Consider the following 15,138-nt stretch of genomic DNA (forward strand, 5'->3'; position numbering starts at 1 on the left):
CACCACCCCCGCTTCTCTGTCGACTTGCGTGCCTTCCTATTCAAACCCCCCCCCCCCCCCGCCCGGGGGGGGCGGGGGGCCGCCCCCCCCCCCCCCCCCACACCGACGGGATTGCGGGCGTCATGCCGCATTGGGACAAATACGTTCATGCGCGCTCGGATTCAGGGCTCATTCGCAGCACGATCAACATGTCCGGGCACCGGAGGCAAGTGCTTTGCAAACAAGTCCTTTGCAGCATGTGCCTCACCTCAGCCGGGCCAGCGGGACAGAAGGCCCTGCGACGCCTCGAACAGCGCGCTCACGCGCAGCAAGTCAGCATCGCTGCGGAAGCGGCCGACGAGTTGCAAGCCGATCGGCAGGCCGTCGCGGCCGAAGCCGCAGGGCAGACTGATCGCGGGGTGTCCGGTCATGTTGAACGGCATGGTCCAGGGGAACCAGTGCGGCCGAATGCTGTCGAAATGCGTCCCGTCGATCTCGATGGTGCCAAACAGGTCCTGCTTGATCGGCAGGGCGGTGCGGGTGATGGTCGGCGTGGCCAAGAAATGCCCGCGCGCAAGCAGGGATTGCACCCGGCGGAACAGCGCCGTGCGCGCGAACATCGCCTCCTGATAGGCGACGCCGCTGACGTCGGTGGCAAGCGCGAGCTGCTTGAGGAAGGCCTCGCTCAGCTGGTCCCCATGTTCGGCCGCGAGTTTGGCAAAGCGCGTGCGCCAGACCGTGTGGTTGATGGCGCGCCAGATCGGCTCGATGTCGAACCCCTCGCCCGAAAACTCCTCGAGCTCGGCACCCAGGCCCGCGAGTCGATCGAGACTCGCCTTGAAGCTGGCTGCGACGTCGGCAGAGACAGGGCGTCCGGGCGGCGACAGACAATACAGGATTTTCTGCCCACGCAGATCGCCGCGCGGAGCGGCCGTGCCGGGGAAGTCCGGCACGGGAACGCCGATCGACCAGGGATCGCAAGGATCCTCGCCGGCCATCGCCTGCATCATCAGCGCGGTGTCGGCGACGGTCCGCGTCATCGGCGTGACGTAGGTCTGGTTGCCGAAGACGTCCAGCGCCTGGCTGTGCGGGATGACGCCGTTACTCTGCTTCAATCCGACCACGCCGTTGCAGGCGGCGGGAATCCGCGTCGAGCCGCCGCCATCGGTCGCGATCGCAAGCGGCGCGATGCCGCTCGCCACCGCCACCGCCGCGCCGCCGCTGGAGCCGCCCGACGAGCGCTCGGCGCTCCACGCATTGCGGGTGCGGCCGAACAGTGGCGAGTCGGTCAGGCATTTGCTGCCGAATTCGGGCGTCGTGGTCTTGCCGATCAGGATGGCGCCTTCCGCACGGAGCCGCGCAACCGCGACGGCATCCTCGTCCGGAACATTGTCCTTGTAAGGAATGGCGCCGAAACTGGTCTTCACGCCCCTGGTGTTGACGATGTCCTTGACGGTTGCGGGAATGCCGTGCAGCAGGCCGAGCGGCTCGCCGGCCATCAGCTTGCGCTCGGCCTCGCGCGCGGCGGCAAGCGCCTCGTCGCCGCAGATCGTGATGAAGCAGTTCAGCTCGGGCTGGAGCGCCTCGGCACGGGCGAGCACCGCACGGGTGAGCTCGACGGGCGAGATCTGCTTTGTCGCGATGAGGCCGCGCAGCATGGTTGCGGATAGCAGGCAAGGATCGCCGTTCATCGTCACATCGCTCCCGAAGCCGGCCGCCGTTGGCCGATAGCATTGACAGCGAGGATGACAGTTTTGTTAACTCGGCGTCCAATACGATTTTGCACACCAACCCATACGTTTTCGGTATGCCAATGGATCTTCGCCGGCTCCGCTATTTCGTCGCCGTCGCCGAGGCGCGCAGTGTCGGCAAGGCTGCCGAGCGGCTGCGGATGGCGCAGCCGCCGCTCTCGGTCCAGATCCGCAAGCTGGAGGCCGAGGTCGGCGCGCCGCTGTTCCGCCGTGGCACGCGCGGCATGGATTTGACCGAAGCGGGCCAGGCGCTGCTGGCGCGCGCCGGCGAGGCGCTGGCGCTGGCAGCCGACGGCATCGAAGCCGCGCGCGCGGTCGCGGCCGGCAGCCGTGGTCGGCTGTCCGTCGGCTACATGTTCGTGCTGGCGAACGCGATGCTGCCGCGTCTCATCCCGGAGTTGCGGCGATCCATTCCCGGCGTCGATCTCGATTTCGCCGAGCTCAGTGCCACGACGCGCGAGCAGCGTCTGCTCGACCGCAGCGTCACCGCCGCGCTGTGCATGCCAGCCATCAACCATCCCGAGATTCAGGTGGCCCGAATCGGCGCGCAGCCGTTCATGCTGGCGGTGCCAAACCGTTCGCCGCTTGCGCGCCTGAGCGCGGTGCCAATGACACGACTACAAGGCCGTCCGCTGATCGCGCTGCCGCCGCCGGAGCGGGACCCCTCCTCCTCCGCGGTCGCGGCCCTGCTGCGGCGGCATCAGATCGTGATGCCGATTGCGAGCCGGGTGGAGACGGTGCATTCGGCGATGAGCCTGGTTCTCGCCGGTGAAGGCCTGGCCATCCTGCCCGCCTGCGCCCAGCTCGGCGCGCCGCGCGGGGTCGTATTCCGGCCGCTGCGGGATGCGGCCGATTCCATCGACATCGCGGTCTGCTGGCGGCGCGACTCCCAGAGTCCGCTGATCCGCACCTTCCTGAAATGTGCCGAGAAGGCGGTCGCGCGGATGTGACGCGGCCTACGAGCTCCAACTGATCTCGTGGCTCCAGGGCGGATCGGCGCCCGGACGGGTGCAGGTCAGCCCGGCGCAGTTGGCGGCAAACGACAGCGCGCGGCGAAGCTCGTCTGCGCCGATATCCTTAAGTTGCTGTCGGGCGAGACGTCCCTGCTTGTGCAGGGCGAACAACAACGCAGCCTGAAAACTGTCACCCGCGCCGATGGTGTCGGCGACCACGACTTTGGGGGCGGCGACCTCGATCTGCCCTGCCCCCGCATGCCACGCGATTGCACCGTTGTCCCCACGGGTGATGACGACGAGGCTCGCGCCGCGTGCGAGCAGCGTGCTCGCTCGCTGGTGATACGGCTCGTCGGCGAACAGATAGGCAAAATCGACGTCCGACATCTTGATGAGATCGGCGTTGGCCGCAAACTCGGTCATGCGGGCGAGATAAGCCGGCCTGTCCTTCACGAGGTTGGGCCGGCAGTTCGGATCAAAGGAGATCGTCGAGGACGCTCGTGCGCCCGCGATCAGGGCCCTGGTCTCGGTCGCGCCCTGGTCATTGACGAGCGTGGTCGAGCCGACATGGAGCGCTTCGACGGTCGCGAATGGAATGGAGCCGCGCCGGTAGGTCCAATTCCGCGTCGCGGTCTCGGCGTCGTAGAAGGCGTAATGCGACTCGCCGGCGACGATGCGAACGAAGGCGAGCGTGGTCTGGTGTTCGCTGCGGGTGGCGAGCGCGAGCTCGACATTGGAGGCAGCGGCGTGGTCGGCGATCATGCGCCCGAACATGTCCGTCGAGATCCCACCGACAAAGCCGGTCGGCGCGCCGAGCCGCGCCATGCCGATTGCGACGTTGAGGCAGGAGCCGCCGACCGCCGGCATCACCGCTTCGCGCCCGTCGGTGTTCCGCGTCGGGACGAAATCGATCAGCGCGTCGCCGCAGGAAATCAACATCCGATTCAACCTCCGGCCATTCCACGCATCGCGGCGCGGCTGCCGCGATCGACCTCGCGCAGCAATCTGTAGACCTCGCGCTTGCGGGCGTGGAAGGCGGCGATGTCGGGCGTGGTCGGCTCGCTTTTCCGTCCCAGCGCAGACATCTTTGCCATGGTCTCCCCGATCGAGGCGTAGGCGCCACCGGCGACCGCGCCGAGCATGGCAGCGCCGAGCAGCACCGGCTCCCCGGTCTGCGGCAGCGCCACGGTGAGGCCGGTCGTATCGGCCATGATCTGCCGCACCAGCGGACTGCGGCTTGCGCCGCCCCCCATGATCATGATGCTGGAGTGGACGCCATGCGCGGCAAAGGCCTCGATCACCTCGGCAAGCCCATAGGCGAGACCGCAGAGGCCAGCGACGAAGAGCCGCTCCATCGAGGCGATGTCGGTGTCGAGATCGAGGCCTGCGATTGCCGCGCGCGTTTCAGGGTCGGCATAGGGCGAGCGGTTACCGATGAACTCGGGAAGCACATGGACATCGCGGGCCAGCAGCGCGGCGCGGCTGGCGCCGCCGGCGCGCGCGATGATGCGGCGTTCGAGGAACTCGATGAGGTCGAGACCCTCGTTGCGCGCGGCCGCGCTCGCCTCGGCGTGGCCGGGATGCGATTTGAGAAGATGGTCGATCGCGGCGCCCGCAGCCGACTGCCCGCCCTCGTTAAGCCAGAAATTCGGCACCATGCCGGAGTAATAAGGACCCCACACGCCCGGCACGAAGCACGGTTCTTTCGTCGTCGCCATGATGCAGGCCGACGTTCCCATGATGTAGGCGAGACGGTCGCCAACGTCGCTCATCCCGCCCGATCCGTCGCGGCCGCCGATTGCGCCAATGCCGCCGGCATGGGCATCGATCAGGGACGCTCCGACCGGTGTGCCCGGTGACAAGCCAAGATCGGCCGCTGCCGTACCGGTTAGACCGGCGCCGAGCCGCGTGCCGGGCGCGACGATCTCGGTGCCAATGCGGGCGTATTTCTCGTTGACGAAGTCCGACAGGCCGATCCGCTTGAAGAATGGCGCGCTCCAGCCGCCGCCGTCATGGGCGAGATAGTTCCATTTGCAGGTGACGGTGCAGGTCGAGCGTTGCAGCGAATCGGTGGCGCGCCAGGTCAAGTAGTCTGCCAGATCGAAAAAGTGCCCTGCAGCGTCGAAGCTCGCGCGCATATGCCGCTTCAGCCACAGCAGTTTCGGCATTTCCATCTCTGGCGAGATCGAGCCGCCGACATAGCGCAGCACGGCGTCACCGGTCTCGTTGATCAGCCGCGCCTCGGCCGTGGCGCGGTGATCCATCCAGACGATGACGTTGCGCTGCCGGTCGCCGGAGGTGCTGATAGTGAGCGGCTCGCCTTGCCGGTCGAGCACCACGAGGGAGCAGGTGGCGTCGAAACCGATACCGCCGACGCTGTCGGGCGCGATTGCAGCTTCCGCCATCGCGGCCCGTACCGACGCCGTGCAAGCGTCCCAGATATCCTGGGACGACTGTTCGACGATGTCACCCGCCTCGTGCCATATCCTGATCGGATGCCGTGCGATCGCCAGCAAGGTGCCCGCCTCGTCGAACACCCCTGCCCGCGTGCTCGTGGTCCCTACATCGACGCCGATATACGCTCGCGGCATTGTCGCCCCCGGAAGCTCTCGTCAGTTTTGACGCAAGCCTACCAGCAAGTGTAGCCGCCATCCACCAGCACGATGCTGCCGGTCATCAGGCTCGCGGCCTCGGACGAGAGGAACAGCACCACCGAGGCGATCTCCTCGACCTGCCCCATCCGCGCCATCGGGGTTCCACCGATCCAGGCGTCGTACATTCTCGGATTGCTCTTCACGAAGGCGTTGAGCGGCGTCTCGATGTAGGTCGGCGCCACCGCGTTGACGCGGATACCGCGCGCGCCCCATTCGGCGGCCAGCGATTTCGTCAGATGGTGCACGCCGGCCTTGGACGCATTGTAGAAGCACTGCTCCTGCGGCTTGTTGACGATGAAGCCGGACATCGATCCGACATTGACGATGGCGCCGCTCTTCGCCTTGAGCATGTGCTTGCCGAACTCACGACAGCACCAGAAGGTGCCGTTCAGATTGACGTCGATCACATTGAGCCAGTGCTCGTCGGTCACGGTCTCCGCGGGTGTCTCGCTGCGGGCGATGCCGGCGTTGTTGACGAGGATGTCGACCTTGCCATGGCGAGCGACGAGGTCGTTGGCCACTTCCGCCACGCGCCTGGTGTCGGTGACGTCCATGATCGCCGTCTCGATGTCGTAGCCCTTCGCCTTCAGGCTGGCTTTCGCATCATCGGCGACCTTGCTGTCACGATCGCCGATGACCACCCTGGCGCCGGCTTCAGCCAGCGCTTCCGCGCAGGCGAGCCCGATGCCCTGCCCGCCGCCGGTGATGAACGCCGTCTTCCCGTTCAGCTTGAATTTTTCCAGGTACATGTTGTTCTTTCCGATTCTTGTCTTTTTTGCCGGTTCTTGTCAGAGCCTGACCGCGTTGCCGCTTGCGTCGAAGCGATGGATGCGCGGGGGCTCCGGCACCAGCGATACATGGTCGCCGGCGTGCAGGCTCAATTCACCGATGTAGCGCGCCGTCAGCATGCCGAGCGGACCGGCATCGACATAGAGGAAGGTGTCGCTGCCGAGATGCTCGGCCACCGCGATCGTTCCCTGCCAGCCGCCGGCACCGTCGCGCTCGATCTTGAGATGCTCCGGCCGCACCCCGATCGTTGCCGCGCCCTTCTGCAGGGCGTGCTCGCCGGTGACGAAGTTCATCTTGGGCGAGCCGATGAAGCCGGCGACGAAAAGGTTGGCCGGCTTCTCGTAGAGCTCCAGCGGCGAGCCGTATTGCTCGATCTTGCCGCCGTTAAGCACCACGATCTTGTCCGCCATGGTCATGGCCTCGACCTGGTCGTGGGTGACGTAGACCGCGGTGGTGCCGAGCTGCTTCTGGAGCCGCGTCACCTCGATGCGCATCTGCACACGCAACGCCGCGTCGAGATTGGAGAGTGGCTCGTCGAACAAAAACGCCTTGGGCTCGCGGACGATGGCACGCCCGATCGCGACGCGCTGGCGCTGGCCGCCGGAGAGCTCGCGCGGCTTGCGGTCGAGATAGGGCGTGAGGTTCAGCGTCGCGGCGGCGGCCTCGACCTTGCGGTTGATCTCGTCCTTGGCCAGCCCCGCCATCTTCAGGCCGAAGCCGATGTTGCCGCGCACGCTCATGTGCGGATAGAGCGCATATGACTGGAATACCATCGAGAGCCCGCGTTTGGCCGGTGGCGTGTCGACCACGTTCTTGCCGTCGATCAGGATCTTGCCGCCGGAGACGTCCTCGAGCCCCGCGATCAGCCGCAAGAGCGTGGTCTTGCCGCAGCCCGATGGCCCCACGAACACCACGAACGACCCGTCGGCAATCTCCAGGTCCGCGCCCTTGATGATGTGCACGGGGCCGAAGGATTTCTGCACGTCCTGAAGTGTGATCTGACCCATGATCCGGCAGCCCTTCCTACTTTACCGCGCCAAAGGTGAGCCCGCGCACGAGCTGCTTCTGGCTGAACCAACCGAGGACGAGAATGGGCGCAATCGCCAGCGTCGACGCCGCCGACAGCTTTGCCCAGAACAGCCCTTCCGGGCTCGAATAGGACGCGATGAACGTGGTGAGCGGCGCAGCGTTCGAGGTCGACAGATTGAGCGTCCAGAACGCCTCGTTCCAGGCCAGGATCAGGTTCAGCAGCATGGTCGATGCGAGCCCCGGGATCGCCATCGGCGTCAGGACATAGACCAGCTCGCGGCCGATGGTGGCGCCGTCCATGCGCGCGGCTTCCAGGATGTCGCGCGGGATCTCCTTGAAATAGGTGAAGAGCATCCAGATCACGATCGGCAAATTTCCGAGACACAGGATGAAAACCAGGCCGATGCGGGAATCGAGCAGGCCGAAGGACTTGTAGATCAGGTAGATCGGCACCAGCACGCCGACCGGCGGCATCATCTTGGTCGAGAGCATCCAGAGCAGGATGTCCTTGGTGCGCTTGGTCGGCGAGAACGCCATCGACCAGGCGGCGGGGATCGCGATCAGCAGTGCGATCAAGGTCGAGCCGCCGGCGATGATGATCGAGTTCATCGCGTGGAGGAAATAGTCGCTGCGCTCCTGCACGGTCGCGTAGTTCTCCGTGGTCCAGTGGAAAAACAGGAAGGACGGCGGAATTGCAAAGGCCTCAAGTTCGGTCTTGAAGCTCGCCAATACCATCCAGAGGATCGGGAAGAAGATCAGGAAGCCGAAGAACCACGCCCCGATGGTCGAGACCACCACCCGCTGCCTCGTCGCCATCCGCGCCATGTCTCATGCCTCCAGGTTGCGACCGACGATACGGACGAGGAAAAAGGCAACAATGTTGGCGATCACGACAGCCACGAGGCCGCCCGCCGAGGCGGTGCCGACATCGTACTGGATCAGTGCCTGCGAATAGATCAGGAAAGCGATGTTGGTGGTCGACAGTCCTGGGCCGCCACCCGTGGTGACGTAAATTTCGGCAAAGACGGTGAGCAGGAAGATCGTCTCGATCAGGATCACCACCGTGATGGGACGCGCGAGGTGCGGGAGCGTAATGTAGATGAAGGTCGAGACCGCGCTGGCGCCGTCCATTTCGGCGGCTTCCTTCTGCTCCTCGTCGAGCGACTGCATCGCAGTGAGCAAAATCAGCGTCGCGAACGGCAGCCATTGCCAGGACACGATCAGGATCACCGCGAGCAGCGGCGCGTCGGTAAACCAGTCGATCGGCGTCAAGCCGAACAGCGACGCGATCCAGGCAAACAGCCCGGACACCGGATGCATCAACAGGTTTTTCCAGACCAGTGCGCTCACCGTCGGCATGACGAAGAACGGCGCGATCACCATCAGCCGCACGATGTTGAGGCCGATCACGGGCTGGTCGAGCAACAGCGCCAGCGGAATTCCGAGCAGGACGGTCAGCGCCAGCACCGAGCCGACCAGCACCAGCGTATTCTGGAGGGAGGCGAGAAACGCGGGATCGGTGAGGAAGTAGCGGAAATTTTCCAGCCCGACGAATGATTCCGAGCCGGGATCCAGCAGGCTGTAGTGAAGCGTCGAGAAATAGAGCGTCAGCGCGAGCGGGACGATCATCCAGATGAACAGCAGCCCGACCGCCGGCGTCAGGAGCGTCCGTGCGAGAAGCTGCGTCTGCCGGGTTGCCATTCTTGGCTTCTCCGCTTGCGGGAAGACGGCGGCCATCCATCCTTAGCGGTGGATGGCCGCAGGTCTGAGCTCAGGAGGGAGAGTTCGATCTCACTTGATGTAACCGGCGCGCTTCATCTCGCGCTCGGTCGAAGATTGCGCCGCGGTGAGCGCGGCATCGACCGTCATCGATCCCGCAAGCGCGGCCGAGAACTGCTGGCCCACCTGCGTGCCGATGCCCTGGAATTCGGGGATCGCCGCATATTGCACGCCGACGTAAGGCACCGGCTTCACCGTCGGCTTGTTCGGATCGGCGGCATCGATCGAGGCCAGCGTCAGCTTCGCGAACGGGGCGACCTTCAGATATTCGGGGTTCTGGTACAGAGAGGTTCGGGTGCCCGGCGGCACGTTGGCCCAACCCTCCTTTGCGGCGACGGTCTTGGTGTAGTCCTTGCTCGTTGCCCAGGCGATGAACTTCTCGGCGGCTTCCGCCTTCTTCGAACCCGCGGGGATCGCGAGATTCCAGGCCCACAGCCAGTTGGCGTTCTTGCCAAGGCCCGTGTTGGGCGCGAGCGCGAAGCCGACCTTGTCGGCGACCTTGGAGTCCTTCGGATTGGTGACGAAGGACGCCGCGACCGTGGCATCGATCCACATTGCGCACTTGCCGGCATTGAACAGCGCGAGGTTCTCGTTGAAGCCGTTCGAGCTCGCACCGGGAGGGCCAGCCTGCTTCATCAGGTCGACATAGGTCGTGAGCGTCGCCTTCCATTCCGGCGTGTTGAACTGCGGCTGCCACTTCTCGTCGAACCAGCGTGCGCCGTAGGAATTGGCCATGGCGGACAGGAACGCCATGTTCTCGCCCCAGCCGGCCTTGCCGCGCAGGCAGATGCCGTAGACACCGGCGCTCTTGTCGGTGAGCTTCTTGGCGGCGTCGATGACAAAATCCCAGGTCGGCTTTTCCGGCATCTTGAGGCCGGCCTTGTCGAACAGGTCGGTGCGGTACATCACCATCGAGCTCTCGCCGTAGAACGGCGCGGCGTAGAGCTTGCCGTCGACCGAGACCGCATCCTTGATCTTGGGCAGGAGGTCGGCGACGTCGTAGTCGGCGCCGAGATTGGCCAGCGGCACCAGCCAGCCCTTCTTGGCCCAGATCGGCACCTCGTATGTGCCGATCGTGAGGACGTCGAACTGGCCGCCCTTGGTGGCGATGTCGGTGGTGACGCGCTGGCGCAGCACGTTCTCTTCCAGCGTCACCCATTTGACGCTGATATCGGGGTTCTTCTTGGTGAATTCGGCCGTCAGCCCCTGCATCCGGATCATGTCGCCGTTGTTCACGGTGGCGATCGTCAGGGTCGTTTCAGCCATCGCGGGGACGGCCAGCAACAGGCAAGACGCGCCGCAGACGGCGCCGAGGACGTGTTTCACGGTGACCTCCCTAGAATCGCGCTTTTGAGCATATGCCCACGCGTTGGGCGTATGTTCGACTGGGGGCGGGCCGTTGTCAAGCAGGCGCAAAGCTGTTCGCGCAACTTATGAGTGCTGCGGTGCGGGAGATGGCTGAGCTCTCGTCTCACACACTGTCTTGCTCCGCGAAAGCGGAGCATCCAGTACGCCGTGTCGTCTATTGGTTTGTCCCAAGAGGAGCCGCGGCGTACTGGATCGTCCGCCTGCGCGGATGATGACAGTGTGGTGTGGGGAAAGACCGCCTGCCTCCCCGGCACGAAGAGCGAGCCGCCTCAGCGCTCCAGAATCGCCCTCGCGGTCGCCTCGTCCGTGATCAGGCCGTTGATCAACCGGCCATTCAACGCTGCCGCGATCGCCGGCACCTTGGCCGCACCGACCGCGGCGCCGATCGTCGTGGTCTTCGCCGGGACCTCCGGCGGGATGCTGGTCAGGCGCCTGTTGGTGCCGGCCTTCAGCAGGCGGCCCTTGGAATCATAGGCCCAGCCGGTGATCTCGCCGATAGCCCCTTGCCGCATCATCTCGAACAATTCGTCGCGGGTGACGAAGCCGTCGACATGGACCTGCGCCTTCTGGTCCATCTGGCCGATGCCGACGAGGCGCAAATCCGCCTTGGCCGCGACGGCCTTCACCTTCGCGATCGGCTCGATCCGGACCATCTTGTTGCGCTCGTCCTCGGACGACATCAGGAACGGCAGCGGCATCGGATAGTGCCGCGCGCCGGTGCGGTCGGCGAGCCGACCGACGGTGTCGTAGAAGCTTGCCGAACCGTCGGCTGAGATATTGCCGACCAGCGAGACGATCTGGTGGTTGGGCCGGTCGATCGGCGTGACGCGCTCGACCGCGGCGCGCACGGCGCGTCCCGTGCCGAGCGCAACGATGACGGGGGTTTCCGAACGCAGCGTGGAATCGAGCAGATTGGCGCAGCGTTCGGCAATGCCCGCCGTGGCCTGCGGCGCGGCGGAATCCGCCGGCACCACCTCGCAATGGGCGAGGTCGAAACGTTCCTTCAACCGCGCCGCCAGCTCCATGCACGCGGCGATGGGATGTTCGAGCCGGAAGGTGATGAGCCGCTCGGCGAGACACAGCGACACCAGCCGCTGCGCCGACGCGCGCGACACCTGGAGCATCTTCGCGATCTCGTCCTGGGTGTGACCGGCAATGAAATAGAGCCAGCCGGCACGCGCGGCGTCATCGAGCCTGGACTTTTCGTTCTCGGCGGCCATGGCAGGCGTCAGGCGTCCTTCCAGAAATCGATCATGCGCGCGAAGACCCGGTCGGCCCCCGCACCCGACAGTATAGCCTGCCCGTCGCGTCCGCGATAATGGCTGCCGCCGGCAAATCCCCAGACCATCATGCCGGCCGCCTTGCCCGCCTGCACGCCACTCGCACTGTCCTCGATCACCAGCGTGCGCGCAGGTTGCGTGCCCATCTGCTCGGCCGCGTACAGAAAGAGATCGGGCGCCGGCTTGCCATGCCTGACCATCTGCGCGGTGTAAATCCGGCCGCCGAAATGCGCCCGCAGGCCGGTAACGTCAAGGGAGAGCGCGACACGGTCGATGTCGCTGGACGAGGCCACGCAGAATGGTGACCGCAATTCCGATATCACGGTGGCAATATCCGCGATCGGCTGAAGTGATCCGGCGAACGTGCTCAACACATGCGACTTCAAGCGCGGCAGAAAGCCGTCCGGCACGACCTGCCCGAGATCACGATAATGCTGCTCGACCGCTTTCGTGCTGCGTCCGAGAAAGAGCTCGAGCGCCTGGTCCGGGCTCAGTGCGATGCCGCATTCGGCCAGCACGTCGGACAGACACCGACAGCTCAACAGCTCACTGTCGACCAGCACGCCGTCGCAGTCGAAGATGATCAGATCGGGTTTCGGCCGGCCCTGGTCCATCCGGCCATTCGATCATATACCCATAGCATGGGCAATAGCTCACCCCGAGATCGGAACGCCGCACCCTTTCCTGAATCAGTGCGCCAACTGCCGGTAAATCGCCGGCAGCGCCGCGGGCAGTCGGCGGATGTTGCCGACGATGGCGTAGCCGCCACGCCCGAACAGCGTCGGGAAATAGGATTGCGCGGTTGCGTCCACCGTGACGCCGAAGGCGGCGATGCCGAGCCGGCGCGCCTCCTGCACCGATTTGCGGGTGTCCTCGACCGCGAAGCGGCCTTCGTAATGATCGACATCGTTCGGCTTGCCGTCGGTGAGGACGAGCAGCAGCTTCTTGCGCTGCGGCTGACGCGCGAGCTCGGCCGAGGCGTGGCGCACCGCAGCACCGATCCGCGTGTAATAGCCGGGCTTCAGCGCGCCGATACGACGCTCCACTGTCCCGCTCATCGGCTCGCCGAAGGCCTTGACGGTTTCGAGCCTCACCCAGGATCGCCGGCGCGAGGTGAAGGTCAGGATGCTGTGGTGATCGCCGCAGGCCGACAGGCCGTGCGCGAGCACGAGTAGCGCCTCCTTCTCGACGTCGAGTACGCGATGGCCGTCGACCCAGGCGTCCGTCGAGAGCGAGACGTCGACAAGCAGCGTGACGGCGAGATCGTGCCCCTGCGGGCGCATCGCGACATGGATGCGATCGAGACCGCCGCCGCTGCCGGCGCGAAGATCGCAGCGGGCGCGCACGAGCGCGTCGAGGTCGAGGTCGTGCCCGTCGGCCTGGGCTCGCATCAATTCGCGGCGCGGCCGCAAGATCTCAAAGCGCTGCCGCACCTGACGGATATGCCGGAGCATGGACTCGTCGGGCGACCAGGTCTCGCCGGTCTCGGATGCGGCGCCCGCCAGCACGCGGCAGTGATCGGGCAGGTAGGAGCTGCTGCGGTAGTCCCATTCGGGATAGGTGAGGTCAGCCTTCAGCGGCGAGGCATCGAGGGCTTCCGGCGGCAGGTCGAGATCGAATTTGAGCCGGCTCGCCGGCTTGCCGCTGCGCCGGCTCAGCGTCATCTCCTCGAGATCGTCGGCGGCCTTCGCGTCCGCGTCCTCGCTATCGTCAGCCGGACGGTCGACATTGACCATCTCGGCCATTGCGAGAATCTTTTCGAAGCGGTTGAGCACGAAGGGATCGCGGCGATCGACGTTGTCCTCGCGCTCGCGCACGGCAAAGCGCTTGCGATTGTCCTCGGCCGCGGCCCCCGCGCCCGGTGCGCACGCGTCGCCGCCCGCATGCGCGGGCGAGAGCTCGCGCGTCCAGCAATCGCCCCAGAGCGGACACGGCAGCACCGAGCGATAGCCCGGCGGTGCCTTGTCCGGCAGCGGACCTGTCCCCATCATCGCCGGCCACAGCCGGCTTGCGGACGCCTTTCCGGCCCCGAGCAAGGCGAGAGCGATCTGCTCGATCTCCTGCTCGAGACGCGGCAACGGACGTCGCGGCCGGGCTTCGGCGGTTGCGGCGGCGAGCCGCGCGTAATCGGACGCGAGCCCGGGAAACTGCGTGAGCACGAAGACCGCCGTCTCGCTCGCCCGGCGCAAGACCAGGAGGTCCCGCCGCAGCGGATCATCCTCCGTGATCGTCTCGATCGGCGCGACCGCGAACCACGCCGCGAGCCAGCGGTAGAGGCATGCGTTGAGGTCGCGGTCGGCAAATATCGCGATGCGATCGGGAAGGAAGATGGTCGCGGCGTCGCGGCCCGGCTGTTCGAGACGTTCGTCTCCAAGGCCGATGCGTTGCCGCCAGCCGAGCCGATGGCCCGCCCTGCGTGCGCCTGCGCTCGCGATCTGAACGCCCGTCTCGCCGCCAAGTGCACGGAACATCACCGCGAGCCGGCCTCTGATGTCCGCAAGTGCCACCGCGTGATCATCGTGAGCCGGATAGCTCGCGGTGCCGCCGACCATCCGATGCCAGGCGCGGCCGACCGTCTCCTCAAGTTCGAGGAAGTCGAGCATGGAACCTGCCTCACCCGATCACGGCGCGCGCGACATCCAGCAGCGCCGCCTTGACGTCGGAATCGTCGGTCAGCGGCTCAATCATGCCGGCGAGCACGGCATCGGCGATCGAGACACCCGCCGCGATCAAGGTCGCGCAATACACCACGAGCCGGGTCGAGACGCCCTCCTCCAGATCATGCCCCTTCAACGCCCGCAGGCGTCCGGCAAGCGCGACCAGCGGCCGTACGCGATCCGGTGGCAGCCCGCTCTCGGCCGACGCCACCGCAATCTCCTGCTCGGCCGGCAGGAAGCCGAACTCGATGGCGACGAAGCGCTGCCGCGTCGAAGGCTTCAACGCCTTGAGCAGGGTCTGGTAACCGGGATTGTAGGAGACGACGAGCATGAAGCTCGCGGGAGCACCGAGCTCCTCGCCGGTTCGCTCCAGCGGCAGGATACGGCGGTCGTCGGTGAGCGGATGCAGCACGACAGTGACGTCCTTGCGGGCTTCCACCACCTCGTCGAGATAGCAGATGCCGCCCTCGCGGACCGCGCGCGTTAATGGACCGTCGGTCCACACGGTGTCGCCGCCCCTCAGCAGATAGCGGCCGGTGAGATCGGCGGCGGTGAGATCGTCGTGGCAGGCGACGGTGTGGAGCGGCAAGCCCAGCCGCGCCGCCATATGCGCGACGAAACGCGTCTTGCCGCAACCGGTCGGCCCCTTCAGCAGGACCGGAAGCCGGTGCCGCCAGGCGTGCTCGAACAGGGCGCACTCGTTGCCGCTTGCGACGTAGGCCGGTAGCGCGGGTGCGGGCGCGGCCAAGGCGTGAAGGGCTGCTTTCATGATCTCTCTCCGTAGATGTCTGAAGCGGCGGCCCCGACGAAAACCGGCCCCCGTCACGCTTAAAAGGCCCGCTGCAGCGCGGCGGGAATTGTAGCCAGCTTTTAGCGGCCCGGCCCCACCACCCCCCAGA

Annotated in this window: 13 protein-coding genes; 1 reads left to right on the forward strand and 12 read right to left on the reverse strand. The window is 66.0% G+C overall.

The window, feature by feature from the left end; all coding sequences use genetic code 11:
• Nucleotides 1-248 precede the first annotated feature (248 nt).
• Nucleotides 249-1,670: an amidase gene (locus AC0L2J_RS06760; protein ID WP_063992993.1), complete on the reverse strand. Its 1,422-nt coding sequence runs from the start codon at nucleotides 1,668-1,670 to the stop codon at nucleotides 249-251.
• 122 nt (nucleotides 1,671-1,792) lie between these two features.
• Between AC0L2J_RS06760 and AC0L2J_RS06765 the strand changes: the two genes are divergently transcribed.
• Nucleotides 1,793-2,680 (forward strand): LysR family transcriptional regulator, encoded by an 888-nt coding sequence (locus AC0L2J_RS06765; RefSeq protein ID WP_473388040.1) that lies wholly within the window; start codon nucleotides 1,793-1,795, stop codon nucleotides 2,678-2,680.
• A gap of 6 nt (nucleotides 2,681-2,686) precedes the next feature.
• On the opposite strand, the gene AC0L2J_RS06770 is transcribed toward AC0L2J_RS06765, so the two are convergent.
• The 11 genes from AC0L2J_RS06770 to AC0L2J_RS06820 all read right to left on the reverse strand — a co-directional run bounded on the left by AC0L2J_RS06770 (nucleotide 2,687) and on the right by AC0L2J_RS06820 (nucleotide 15,008).
• Entirely contained in the window at nucleotides 2,687-3,622 is a 936-nt protein-coding gene (locus AC0L2J_RS06770; protein ID WP_473388042.1) for a carbohydrate kinase family protein, read from the reverse strand.
• 5 nt (nucleotides 3,623-3,627) lie between these two features.
• Complete coding sequence (locus tag AC0L2J_RS06775; protein WP_473388044.1) at nucleotides 3,628-5,274, reverse strand: FGGY-family carbohydrate kinase; 1,647 nt, start codon at nucleotides 5,272-5,274, stop codon at nucleotides 3,628-3,630.
• A 38-nt stretch (nucleotides 5,275-5,312) separates the two neighbouring features.
• Nucleotides 5,313-6,086 carry an SDR family NAD(P)-dependent oxidoreductase gene (locus AC0L2J_RS06780; protein ID WP_473388048.1) on the reverse strand — a complete coding sequence of 258 codons (774 nt, stop codon included), beginning with the start codon at nucleotides 6,084-6,086 and terminating at the stop codon, nucleotides 5,313-5,315.
• A 39-nt stretch (nucleotides 6,087-6,125) separates the two neighbouring features.
• Entirely contained in the window at nucleotides 6,126-7,133 is a 1,008-nt protein-coding gene (locus AC0L2J_RS06785) for an ABC transporter ATP-binding protein (protein ID WP_007608462.1), read from the reverse strand.
• 16 nt (nucleotides 7,134-7,149) lie between these two features.
• Complete coding sequence (locus tag AC0L2J_RS06790) at nucleotides 7,150-7,980, reverse strand: carbohydrate ABC transporter permease (protein ID WP_007608460.1); 831 nt, start codon at nucleotides 7,978-7,980, stop codon at nucleotides 7,150-7,152.
• A 3-nt stretch (nucleotides 7,981-7,983) separates the two neighbouring features.
• Nucleotides 7,984-8,856, reverse strand: coding sequence for a carbohydrate ABC transporter permease (locus AC0L2J_RS06795; protein WP_007593211.1), 873 nt, complete (start codon nucleotides 8,854-8,856; stop codon nucleotides 7,984-7,986).
• A gap of 90 nt (nucleotides 8,857-8,946) precedes the next feature.
• Complete coding sequence (locus AC0L2J_RS06800) at nucleotides 8,947-10,260, reverse strand: ABC transporter substrate-binding protein (RefSeq protein WP_007608458.1); 1,314 nt, start codon at nucleotides 10,258-10,260, stop codon at nucleotides 8,947-8,949.
• 311 nt (nucleotides 10,261-10,571) lie between these two features.
• Entirely contained in the window at nucleotides 10,572-11,522 is a 951-nt protein-coding gene (locus AC0L2J_RS06805) for a sugar-binding transcriptional regulator (protein WP_007608456.1), read from the reverse strand.
• Between the two features lie 8 nt (nucleotides 11,523-11,530).
• Nucleotides 11,531-12,196, reverse strand: coding sequence for an HAD family hydrolase (locus AC0L2J_RS06810; protein ID WP_007608454.1), 666 nt, complete (start codon nucleotides 12,194-12,196; stop codon nucleotides 11,531-11,533).
• A 75-nt stretch (nucleotides 12,197-12,271) separates the two neighbouring features.
• Nucleotides 12,272-14,185, reverse strand: a complete 1,914-nt coding sequence (locus AC0L2J_RS06815) for a nitric oxide reductase activation protein NorD (RefSeq protein ID WP_473388054.1) — start codon at nucleotides 14,183-14,185, stop codon at nucleotides 12,272-12,274.
• A gap of 10 nt (nucleotides 14,186-14,195) precedes the next feature.
• Nucleotides 14,196-15,008, reverse strand: coding sequence for a CbbQ/NirQ/NorQ/GpvN family protein (locus AC0L2J_RS06820; protein ID WP_007608450.1), 813 nt, complete (start codon nucleotides 15,006-15,008; stop codon nucleotides 14,196-14,198).
• Nucleotides 15,009-15,138: the final 130 nt, after the last annotated feature.

The organism is Bradyrhizobium sp. MV1.5, from assembly GCF_055807615.1.

Bases quoted from the DNA above. Each gene is read 5' to 3' on its own strand.
- AC0L2J_RS06760 (WP_063992993.1), bottom strand. From the start codon at position 1,670: ATGAACGGCGATCCTTGCCTGCTATCCGCAACCATGCTGCGCGGCCTC.
- AC0L2J_RS06765 (WP_473388040.1), top strand. From the start codon at position 1,793: ATGGATCTTCGCCGGCTCCGCTATTTCGTCGCCGTCGCCGAGGCGCGC.
- AC0L2J_RS06770 (WP_473388042.1), bottom strand. From the start codon at position 3,622: ATGTTGATTTCCTGCGGCGACGCGCTGATCGATTTCGTCCCGACGCGG.
- AC0L2J_RS06775 (WP_473388044.1), bottom strand. From the start codon at position 5,274: ATGCCGCGAGCGTATATCGGCGTCGATGTAGGGACCACGAGCACGCGG.
- AC0L2J_RS06780 (WP_473388048.1), bottom strand. From the start codon at position 6,086: ATGTACCTGGAAAAATTCAAGCTGAACGGGAAGACGGCGTTCATCACC.
- AC0L2J_RS06785 (WP_007608462.1), bottom strand. From the start codon at position 7,133: ATGGGTCAGATCACACTTCAGGACGTGCAGAAATCCTTCGGCCCCGTG.
- AC0L2J_RS06790 (WP_007608460.1), bottom strand. From the start codon at position 7,980: ATGGCGCGGATGGCGACGAGGCAGCGGGTGGTGGTCTCGACCATCGGG.
- AC0L2J_RS06795 (WP_007593211.1), bottom strand. From the start codon at position 8,856: ATGGCAACCCGGCAGACGCAGCTTCTCGCACGGACGCTCCTGACGCCG.
- AC0L2J_RS06805 (WP_007608456.1), bottom strand. From the start codon at position 11,522: ATGGCCGCCGAGAACGAAAAGTCCAGGCTCGATGACGCCGCGCGTGCC.
- AC0L2J_RS06810 (WP_007608454.1), bottom strand. From the start codon at position 12,196: ATGGACCAGGGCCGGCCGAAACCCGATCTGATCATCTTCGACTGCGAC.
- AC0L2J_RS06815 (WP_473388054.1), bottom strand. From the start codon at position 14,185: ATGCTCGACTTCCTCGAACTTGAGGAGACGGTCGGCCGCGCCTGGCAT.
- AC0L2J_RS06820 (WP_007608450.1), bottom strand. From the start codon at position 15,008: ATGAAAGCAGCCCTTCACGCCTTGGCCGCGCCCGCACCCGCGCTACCG.